Source organism: Oleiphilus sp. HI0067 (genome assembly GCF_001635735.1).
In genome coordinates this window covers 18,131-28,268 of sequence record NZ_LWFI01001443.1, presented here as the reverse complement: position 1 = coordinate 28,268, position 10,138 = coordinate 18,131, and the positions used below count along the sequence as shown (strand labels likewise).

General features: G+C 44.0%; 9 protein-coding genes and 1 tRNA gene. 7 read left to right on the top strand and 3 right to left on the bottom strand.

The window, feature by feature from the left end; all coding sequences use genetic code 11:
* Positions 1-225 precede the first annotated feature (225 nt).
* Both A3739_RS23570 and A3739_RS23565 read right to left on the bottom strand, forming a co-directional pair.
* Complete coding sequence (locus tag A3739_RS23570) at positions 226-1,404, bottom strand: VWA domain-containing protein (RefSeq protein WP_068479704.1); 1,179 nt, start codon at positions 1,402-1,404, stop codon at positions 226-228.
* 3 nt (positions 1,405-1,407) lie between these two features.
* Positions 1,408-2,250: a MoxR family ATPase gene (locus A3739_RS23565; RefSeq protein WP_068479702.1), complete on the bottom strand. Its 843-nt coding sequence runs from the start codon at positions 2,248-2,250 to the stop codon at positions 1,408-1,410.
* 201 nt (positions 2,251-2,451) lie between these two features.
* Between A3739_RS23565 and A3739_RS23560 the strand changes: the two genes are divergently transcribed.
* The 7 genes from A3739_RS23560 (at position 2,452) to pta (ending at position 9,304) form a co-directional block, all read left to right on the top strand.
* Entirely contained in the window at positions 2,452-2,808 is a 357-nt protein-coding gene (locus tag A3739_RS23560; RefSeq protein ID WP_068477186.1) for a sirohydrochlorin chelatase, read from the top strand.
* Positions 2,809-2,863: 55 nt separating this feature from the next.
* A complete protein-coding gene (locus tag A3739_RS23555; RefSeq protein WP_068503042.1) occupies positions 2,864-3,775 on the top strand; it encodes a TIGR01777 family oxidoreductase in 912 nt (303 codons plus the stop codon).
* A 25-nt stretch (positions 3,776-3,800) separates the two neighbouring features.
* Complete coding sequence (locus tag A3739_RS23550) at positions 3,801-4,391, top strand: hypothetical protein (RefSeq protein ID WP_068479700.1); 591 nt, start codon at positions 3,801-3,803, stop codon at positions 4,389-4,391.
* 82 nt (positions 4,392-4,473) lie between these two features.
* Positions 4,474-4,549 (top strand) — tRNA-Glu (locus tag A3739_RS23545).
* A gap of 186 nt (positions 4,550-4,735) precedes the next feature.
* The gene (locus A3739_RS23540; protein ID WP_068479698.1) at positions 4,736-5,947 is read left to right on the top strand and encodes an EAL and HDOD domain-containing protein; all 1,212 of its coding nucleotides are present in this window, start codon (positions 4,736-4,738) and stop codon (positions 5,945-5,947) included.
* 19 nt (positions 5,948-5,966) lie between these two features.
* A complete protein-coding gene (locus tag A3739_RS23535) occupies positions 5,967-7,154 on the top strand; it encodes an acetate/propionate family kinase (RefSeq protein ID WP_068479696.1) in 1,188 nt (395 codons plus the stop codon).
* Positions 7,155-7,195: 41 nt separating this feature from the next.
* Complete coding sequence (gene pta, locus A3739_RS23530) at positions 7,196-9,304, top strand: phosphate acetyltransferase (protein WP_068479694.1); 2,109 nt, start codon at positions 7,196-7,198, stop codon at positions 9,302-9,304.
* On the opposite strand, the gene A3739_RS23525 is transcribed toward pta, so the two are convergent.
* Positions 9,282-10,097, bottom strand: a complete 816-nt coding sequence (locus tag A3739_RS23525) for a hypothetical protein (RefSeq protein WP_197472523.1) — start codon at positions 10,095-10,097, stop codon at positions 9,282-9,284. The genes pta and A3739_RS23525 overlap by 23 nt on opposite strands.
* Between the last annotated feature and the right edge of the window lie 41 nt (positions 10,098-10,138).

Genomic DNA, 10,138 nt, shown 5'->3' with positions numbered 1-10,138 from the left:
TGAGTCTGATCACTATTCGCGTGGACTACCTGACTCAACAGAAGACAGCTAGTCACTACTATAGCTAGTAACTTCAAGGACCTGATACCTATATGATTTTTGAATAAACGCCAAAAAGACGGGACTAGCGCGAAGTCTACCAACATGAAGACTTCGCGCTGTGAATTGGTTAATAGGTTCAGTTAATATTTACGTATTTCTACAATTGCGGCAGAGGCAGGCTTGTTATCGACTGAGGTACTTCATTGCTGATTCAAGACCCTCGATACTCATTGGGTACATATGATCCTCAACCAATTCGCGTGTAATGCCTAGCGAACCGCCTGTTCCCCAATAGTTTTCTGGCAGCGGGTTAATCCATACAACCTTATCAAAGTGATCGGTCACGCGTTGCATCCAAACAGCGCCCGCCTCTTCGTTCCAATGCTCGATACTGCCACCTGCTTGCGTGATTTCATAGGGAGCCATTGCGGCGTCGCCTACGAAAATTACCTTATAGTCAGAGCTATACTTATGCAGCACATCATAAAGCGCGGTTGTCTCATTACTGCGTCGCAGGTTATTTTTCCAGACACTCTCATAAATAAAGTTATGGAAGTAAAAGTACTCCATGTGCTTAAACTCAACACGAGCAGCGGAGAATAGTTCTTCACATACTTTGACATGAGGATCCATAGAGCCACCGATATCAAAGAATAAAAGAACCTTCACTGCGTTATGGCGTTCTGGCACAAGCTTGAGATCGAGAAAACCAGCATTACGCGCTGTTGAACGAATTGTATCATCAAGATCCAACTGATCAGCGGCGCCTTGGCGCGCAAACTTTCTAAGACGGCGAAGAGCGACCTTTATGTTTCGGATGCCGAGCGTTATATCTCCATCCAAATCTTTATAACCGCGTTTTTCCCATACCTTTACAGCCTTCCCATGGCGCCCTTTCTTCTGACCAATTCGAACCCCTTCAGGGTTGTAACCGTTTTGGCCGAAAGGTGAGGTACCACCAGAGCCAATCATTCGGTTGCCGCCCTCGTGTTTTTTCTCTTGATTCTCGAGACGATCTTTCAAGGCATCCATGAGCTCTTCAAAACCGCCCATAGATTCAATTTCTTCTTTCTCTTCGTCAGTAAGAAACTTTTGAAGCTCAGACTTTAACCAATCTTCGGGAATCAGTTCGTTTAACAACTCATCCATAGCTTCAATGCCTTTGAAGTAGCTCTCAAAAGCACGATCAAACTTGTCGAAATTTTTCTCATCCTTTACTAGGCACAAACGACTCAAGTAATAAAAGTCGTCGATCGACGCAAAAGCGAGATGGTTCTCAAGCGCATTGATAAGATCCAACAACTCCTTAATGGTTGCAGGAACCTTATTTCTGCGAACTTCCTGAAAAAAGCCAATCAGCATGGATTACCCCTTGCGTCGAGCCATAAACGCTAAGCGCTGTAACAACTGTACGTCTTGTTCATTTTTGAGCAATGCGCCATACATTGGTGGAATCGCTTTGCTAGGGTCACGTTCGCGTAAAAGCGCTTCACCTACTTCGTCTGCCATTAGGAGTTTCAACCAATCTATCAATTCACTAGTAGATGGTTTCTTCTTAAGGCCTGGTACCTTACGCACGTCGAAGAACACGTCTAAAGCATCTCTAAGAAGCTCTTTTTTGATGTCTGGATAATGCACTTCAACGATTTTCTGCATGGTTTCGGCATCAGGGAAATCAATATAGTGAAAGAAGCAGCGGCGCAAGAATGCATCAGGCAGTTCTTTTTCGTTATTACTCGTGATGAGAACAATTGGGCGATTTTTAGCAACGATTCGCTCTTGTGTTTCGTAAACATAAAACTCCATTTTGTCGATCTCAAGTAAGAGGTCATTTGGAAACTCAATATCAGCTTTGTCGATTTCATCGATCAACAGAATGACACGCTCTTCTGCCTCGAATGCTTCCCACAGTTTACCCTTCACAATGTAGTTAGAAATGTCGTGTACTTTATCGACACCAAGCTGAGAGTCACGTAGGCGAGATACTGCATCGTACTCGTACAAACCTTGCTGCGCTTTCGTGGTTGATTTGATATGCCACTGAATCAAACGAGCGTCTAGGGATTTTGCTAACTGCTCAGCAAGCATGGTCTTACCCGTGCCAGGCTCACCTTTAATTAGTAGAGGTTTTTGCAATGTAATCGCCGAATTAACAGCCATTTGAAGATCACTAGTAGCGACGTATTCGTTTGTACCCTTGAAACTCATAACCAATTCCTAAAACATTTGTTGTAGCGCGAGCATTTTAATCTATGCCTAGCCTCTGCGGGTATTCAAAATATAGAATACTGTGTTCAGATACCAGAGTTGATGGTTCATCGCGCACGGAATACCCAATATAACTCATGAAACTAATCGGACATGACGATTCATCCGTAGCGTCGAGCAGAACTACTTTCAGGAAAATACATGAAGACAAAAATTATTCTTTTGGCTCACGGAAGCAGTAATACGAGTTGGTCCGACGCCTTTTTTGATATGACAAAAACATTGCGCGAGCAATTTGATCAAGCCGACTTAGCCTTTATGGAGCTAAGCGAGCCTAGCCTGCAAGACGTTTGTGCACACGCTGCGAGCGAGGGATACGAGCAAATACAGGTTCTCCCCTTATTTTTCGCGACAGGCCGACACTTGAAGAAAGATGTGCCGAACATGATTAAAGAGATCAAAAACGATCTGTCGGTCGATATAAAACTTCTACCCGCTATTGGGGAGTTGCCTGAGTTTCGCGACGCGCTAATGACAATCGTGCAAAGTAAACTATAAGTCAGATCAAGGCGTAGCGATTCATACTGAACTTGCCATGTTACAGGATGCGACAATGCAAACACATTATGATTACTTGGTCACTGGTGGTACTGGACTGATAGGTTCAACATTTATTAAGTCGCTACCAGCCGGCATCACAGTTCTTGTATTAACAAGACAAAAGCACCCAAAACGTCTCGATAAGGTCACAGCGAACCTTAAGTTGATTAGCAACTTAAATGATATTAGCGACGACACGATAATCGATCACGTGATTAATTTAGCGGGTGAGCCAATTGTCGATCGCCCATGGACCGAGTCACGCAAGCAGGTTCTACGCAGCTCACGAATCGGAGTAACTGAACAACTTGCAGATCTGTCGGCTCGTCTAGCAAAGCCCTTTAAAACCCTCGTATCCGGTTCAGCAATTGGTTACTACGGTTCAGATAACGGCACTCAGTGTAGCGAAACAAGTCCTAGAGGGAGCGATTTCGCCGCAAGCTTGTGCAGCGGGTGGGAGCAAGCTGCTACGACAATCAGATCCGAGCGAAGGACAGTATTAAGGATCTCTATTGTTTTGTCCGGAGATGGCGGAATGCTCGCTAAGCTCTATCCGAGTTTTATATTAGGCGCCGGCTCAGTGATAGGTGATGGCAAACAAATGATGTCTTGGATTCATATTTCAGACCTGGTTGAACTTATTCATCAGGCTATCAATGATCAATCAATGGAAGGCGCATTCAATGCTGTCGCCCCTATAAACACGACTAATCAGGAATTTAGCCGCGTACTCGCTCAAAATCTTAGGCGCCCTCTACTATTGAAAATGCCAACTATTGTGACGAAATGGATCTTTGGTCAGCGTAGCGATTTACTTCTCGGAAATCAGGATGTTGTTTCGGATAAGCTTCAGGCTTTAAGCTATAGTTTTAAATATCCTGAAATTCACGACGCACTTTCTCAGATCTATAAGCATAAGAGATAGGCGTCTTTTAAACCGGCAGTCGAACTTGCGTAATCAACACCTTGTTAAAGTATTAACTTATCTAATCACATTAGCCACTTTAACAAACGCTCACGCATCTACCGATACGAACAGCGCGCAAAGTAGTTTCATTGAACACAGCTATATTTCATGCAGCGTATTGAGCGCAGAGCAGCTTACAATTGCCCAGCTCGCGCAGCGTGGGGTTAGTGAGGATCAAGCTCTTAAAAACCTCCCCCAAAAAACCAAGAATGCCAGTTCGCGTATTAAACAGGTTTATCAACTGATTAGTGATGAAGGCATCTTAAACGCCTACTCTATTATCAACAGCAACTATGCGCGATGTGCAAAACTTGTCCATGAGCGCGATGGGGCGCCTGCTCAAGATATGTATGAGTTTGGTTTTTATTATTGTGCCGGTGAGAATAAAATTCGTTACGAAACGATTTTACGAATTAATAATAGCTTCAACATTGATCGCGTACTTGCTGAGACACCAGACTCCCATTTTGATGTCGCAATTAACTACTTTAAGCTCATCGAATCGAAAGGACTTTTAGCCGGATTTGATTACACAGCGAACAATTTAAAGGCCTGTTTAGAGCGTATTAGATAATTTTTAATTTCTTTAATTATTTTTGTTGACTTGAAAAAACATTGCGCCTAATATTCGCGCCACTTCGACGAAGTACAGATGTGTCCCGTTCGTCTAGAGGCCTAGGACACCGCCCTTTCACGGCGGTAACAGGGGTTCGACTCCCCTACGGGATGCCACTTTCTTCGTTAGCAAATTAACCACTTACGGTTTCCGTAACGTGGTTTTTTTGTGCCTGAATTTTGTTATTTTAGGTTTTGTGCTCACAGACCTCCGCAAAGTTCATAAGCTCGTCTACACTAATAATTCAAGCGTACAAAAACAAATGCTCACTCATAGAGCTCATCGCGTATTTACCTGAAGTTATGCAAAAACAAGACGTCTTATTGGCTCGTCAGCCTATTTATAATCGACAAAAAGAAGTACATGCGTACGAGCTACTCTTCAGGGATAACGAAGAAAATAAAGCAACTTTTTTCTGCGATCTCAGCGCAACATCAAACGTGCTTTTAAACCTGTTCACTGAAACGGACCTAGAATTTGTGACGTGTGGATTACCCGCGTTTATTAACTTTTCAGGCGAACTGTTAATGGAAAAGCCCATCTTTGATCCTCACATGGTGGTCATCGAAATCCTTGAGCACGTTAAAATTACTCCAAGCTTCATAAAGCGCGTCATTGCGCTTAAGAAAGTCGGTTATACGATTGCGCTGGACGACGTAGTAAAAGCACCTCACTACAAACCTCTGCTTCCTTATATCGATATCGTGAAAATCGATCTACCTAGTTTGAGTGAAGATGAGTTGCGACAATCAGTCGACTATCTAAAGGACTTCGACGTCACTTTGCTTGCCGAAAAAGTTGAAACTCACGAAGAGTTTCAACTTTGTTCCGATTTAGGCTTTGAGTTGTTTCAGGGTTATTTTCTTGCTAAGCCTGAATTGGTTAAGGGTAAAAAATTAAACACCAACCAAATATCGGTACTTGGGCTAATCGCTGAACTCCAAGACCCCAATATAGACATAAACCACGTCAGCGATATTATAAGCCAAGACCCCATTATCAGTTTTAAGTTACTGAAATTGATTAATTCAGCCGCTTATCGACGCACGAAAGAAATTGACTCAATTAAATCAGCTGTCGCCTTACTTGGTTTAAAGCGCATTAAAAGTTGGGCAACACTGCTTGCGTTGAGCAAACTTGATAACAAGCCTGATGCACTACAATACATCGCCATTGTTCGTGCAATGACCTGTGAAAAACTCGCGGACTTTGTAAGTTCAGATTTACAGAATGAATTCTATACAACTGGTCTGCTCAGTTGTTTAGACGCGTTTTTTGACCAACCTATCGATCAAGTTATTGAAAGTATTCCAATTAAAGACTCAATGCGCTCTGCACTGATGGAACGTAAAGGCGTGCAAGGTTTAATATTGCAATCTACACTGCTTTTCGAACAAGGTTTACTTGAACAAATAGACTGGAAGGCTCTCGGCGAACTGGGCTTAGATGGGCAAACCTTTAACGACATTTATTATGAATGCTCTGCAATAGCACTAGAGGCAACCGCAGCTTAATCACACACGGAAGAAAACTATGAGCTCAAAACACGTACTTGTCATTAATTGCGGTAGCTCTTCATTAAAGTACGCGTTATACGCCGTAGGCGACGCCACCCCATTACAAACCGGTCTCGCTGAAGAACTTAATAGCACCAATGCAAGGCATATTTCAAAAGATCTTTCTGGAAATAGGCAAAGCTTTGACACGCCAAATGCTTCTCACGGCGACTCAATTCAAGCAATTGTTGACGCACTCAACTGCGAATTTAACTTAAGCAATTCATTAATTGCTGTCGGGCATCGCGTTGTTCATGGCGGCGAGCGATTTAATAAAGCAACGCTCATCGACGATTCTGTGTTAGCGGAAATTAAACAATGCATTCAACTCGCGCCCTTACATAACCCAGCAAATATTACTGGCATAGAACTTTTGCAAAGTCAGTTTCCTGGGGTACCGCAAGTTGCTGTCTTTGACACAGCGTTTCATCAAACTATGCCCGAGCACGCATATCGCTATGCGATACCAAGCGAGTTTTATACTAAGTACGGCGTAAGACGATACGGGTTTCATGGAACAAGTCATCAATATGTAGCTAGTTCGACCGCACAACATATTGGCAAACCTATTGAAAATTGCTCCTTTATAACTGCACACCTTGGTAACGGCGCAAGTGTATGCGCGATCGAGAATGGCAAGAGCGTTGACACCAGCATGGGCATGACACCGCTTGAGGGATTAGTTATGGGCACCCGAAGTGGTGACGTAGACCCAGGCCTTATCGGCTTTTTAGGTTTACAAGGTTATGACTGTACTCAGATTGATAAAATCTTGAACAAACAAAGCGGCCTTCTTGGTCTATCTGGCATTTCAAACGATTGCCGAACACTTGAGGAACAAGCATCTAAAGGAAACAAAGATGCCCAACTCGCGTTAAAAGTGTTCAGCTATCGTCTCGCCAAATATATCGCAGGCATGCGCATTGCGCTGACTCAATGCGACGGTCTGATCTTCACAGGCGGTATTGGCGAAAACTCGGTATTTATTCGGAAAGAAACTGTGGCCCTTCTTAATGGTCTCGGTTTCATAATTGATGAAGAACTCAATCGCGACATTACTGACAATGTATGCGCCATTCAATCAACAGACAGCTTACCTATATTTGTATCACGCACCGACGAAGAACGTTTAATTGCGGAGCAAAGTGCTGCACTCTGTTCGTAAATGAAACCTATTTTTAAATTTAACAGCTACGGATTAAGCAGATGAGTAAGGCTTTTTTCTTAACAACTACCGCACAGAATTCAGGACTAACGTCAGTCACATACGGTTTGGTATACGCCTTAGAACGGCTCGGCGTTAACGTAGGTGTATTTCAGCCAATTAGCTATCAAGTCGGGCACGACGACAACTCAAAATATTTTGCCAAAGTCCTTAATATCGAAAGCGATGTGGAGATCATTTCACTATCAGACGCGCAAATGTTGATGAGTGAAAATAAAGGTGGTTTGTTGATGGAACGTATTGTTGCTAACTATGAAAAAGTAGCAGCTAAGAAAGACGTGATCGTTGTTGAAGGTATTCCGAATGATAGAAATGAAGCCTATTTAACACGACTTAATATCGATATTGCCCAGAATCTAAATGCGCCCGTTATTCTTGTCGCCGACGTCAATCAACGGACACCCACTCAATTATCTAAACACCTTAAAGTTGCGGCTTCGCTATATCACGGCACGGAGAGTCCTGACGTGCTTGGAGTAGTATTAAATCGCGTTGGAGAAATATCTGATGAGGACTTTTCAGCGCGCCTCGTTTCAATAAGTGACCTAAATGTATTTACCAATAATTTCCATTTAATTGGTGCAATACCACTTCTAAAAGAACTCGCAGCCCCAAGGGTCAGTGATCTTAAGTACACATTAGAAGTTAACTCGCTTAACGAAGGTGAATCAGACTATCGCCGAATTTATGACATCGTGTTTGCTGCAAAGACCGTAGACAATATCATTCCTAGGCTAACGCCTGGCACGCTTGTGGTAACACCGTCAGACCGAAGTGACGTCATTGTCGCTGCGTGTATGGCTGGCTTATCAGGCATTCCTCTCGCGGGCATATTGCTCACAAGTGATTCGAATATCGACCCTCGCATACACAAGCTTTGCGCAGCCGCTTTAAAAGCTGGTTTACCGCTTCTATCAACACCAACTGACACATTTAGAACGGCAGCAGCTCTTGCTAACCTTAACCGTGTCGTGCAGGTCGATGATGAAGCCAGAATGCGTCAGGTTGTGAGTATGGTTTCCGAGCATCTCGATTTGGAATGGCTCGCTCAAGTATGCGCCAAAGAGCGAAAGAGTCGCCTGTCGCCCCCTGCATTTCGCCACATGCTTACGTCTCGCGCTCGTTCCGCCAAAAAACGTATCGTTTTACCTGAAGGAAACGAACCGCGCACCGTTGCTGCTGCGATTGCTTGCCAAGAAAGGAATATCGCTCAATGCGTTATGATTGGGGAGCGCAGCGACATTAGCTCGGTTGCTGAAGCACAAGGTCTGACATTTCTAGATGAAATAGAAGTCATCAATCCCGACGAAGTGCGTGAAAGATACGTTCCTCATATGGTGGAGGCACGCAAGCACAAAGGCTTAGCGCCTGATATGGCACGCTCTCTACTTGAAGATAATGTAGTTCTTGCGACGATGATGGTTGCCTTAGATGAAGTAGACGGATTAGTTTCAGGTGCTGTACACACGACAGCAAATACTGTTCGCCCAGCACTTCAGTTAATCAAAACTGCACCATCAGCCACTGTTGTCTCTTCGGTCTTCTTTATGTGCTTGCCAGAGCAAGTACTGGTCTATGGTGACTGTGCAATCAATCCAGACCCTAACGCTGAAGAGTTGGCGGACATCGCGATACAGAGTGCAGACTCAGCCCTAGCTTTTGGAATTGAGCCAAAAGTAGCGATGATTAGCTACAGCACAGGCGCTAGCGGTGCGGGGGCCGATGTCGAGAAAGTAAAACAAGCAACTGAGATCGCAAAAGCTCGTCGTCCAGACCTTTTGATCGATGGACCTTTGCAATATGACGCTGCTGCAATTGAAAGTGTCGCAGCGAAGAAAGCGCCAAACAGCCCTGTTGCGGGACAAGCAACGGTATTTATCTTCCCCGACCTGAACACTGGAAACACGACGTACAAAGCTGTTCAGCGAAGTGCGAATGTCATAAGCATGGGCCCGATGCTCCAAGGTCTAAACAAGCCGGTTAATGATTTATCGAGAGGCGCATTAGTAGATGACATCATCTACACGATTGCGCTCACGGCGATTCAATCAAAACAAGCAGACGACGCTAAAGAACAAGCTCAGCAATAATTATGGGATGATCAGAGTAAGGTGCCATCGATATACTTTGGTACCGCTGACACGAGAAACCTTTGTACAAGACATGGTCGATCATATAACGAAGCTTTCGCTTGGCCTTATGCTCTACTGAGTCGCAGGAAACTGATGCATTGCGCAGCTCTAGCTGCTTTTCTAGTGTTTTGAGAACTGGAGAAGCACGAAAGTCATTAAAATCACCTAATACAACAATGCGCGCTTGATCAAATTGTTGCACACCTTTCACCAAACCCTTTGATTGCATTAATCGCTTTGAGGCCTTTTTGGGTGACTCCTTCCGCTTTGATAAAAAATGCGTAGTAGCAAAAGAAACATCTTTATCGGTATCACCGATTCGGTATCTGAGGGTTAAGCCTAAGACTTTAGATAACCGTTTAGGCTTATAGCCATCCACATGCCCTGACGGGAATCCAAAATCTGTGACCTTAATTTGCTCTGCATCTTTCCAAACAAACGCAACATCTTGCCCCGTTGCCGTATCACGCCCTTGTTTGAATGCATAAGACCAGCCCTCACCAAGTGCATCGACGATATCTTTCGCAACCTGCTTATTTTCGATTTCGATAAACGCAACAAGATCTATACTTTGATCAAGAATAAGTTCACGATAGAACCCAAGTTTTTTGTCGTAATCAGAAACAGACGGATCACCCTTATTGAATCTTGATCCGTCGACATGACCATCATGAGGAGTCCAAAACCACTCGGAATTAAGTGTTGCCACGCGAAGCGTTTTTTCTGCACTAGCTAGAGTCGAGACACCCACAAATAGGATTACAAAAACGACTGAGACAAATATCCGCAACC